This window comes from Dyadobacter sp. OTU695, from assembly GCF_038440355.1.
In the GTDB taxonomy this organism is placed as follows: Bacteria; Bacteroidota; Bacteroidia; order Cytophagales; family Spirosomataceae; genus Dyadobacter.
Genome location: NZ_JASATN010000111.1, coordinates 1 through 254, shown reverse-complemented (window position 1 = coordinate 254; position 254 = coordinate 1). Strand labels below are relative to the sequence as shown.

Here is a 254-nt window from a genome sequence, read left to right as displayed (position 1 = left end):
CGCTCTGCACCGCTGAGCATTTCAAGCCCGCTGACTGGCTGGCCAGGCGAAGCCAAAACCGATTCGAGCAGCCTGCGGTAATGACCGAACAAGCGGTCGATTGTCTGCTCGGTATATAAATCCGTACAATATTCAATGTGCGCCTTGATCCCTTCCACCGTTTCGGTGATTGAAAGGCTGATATCAAAAGTCGATTTGTTATGCTCAAAACCTACCGGGGAGAAGCTGATCTGCCCACCCAGGTCCAAAGCCGC

At 52.8% G+C, this 254-nt stretch carries 1 protein-coding gene; it reads right to left on the bottom strand.

Translation table 11 applies throughout. The features are described from left to right. The coding region (locus AAHB90_RS32675; protein WP_342089517.1) for a condensation domain-containing protein at positions 1 to 254 on the bottom strand (254 nt) is incomplete at both ends.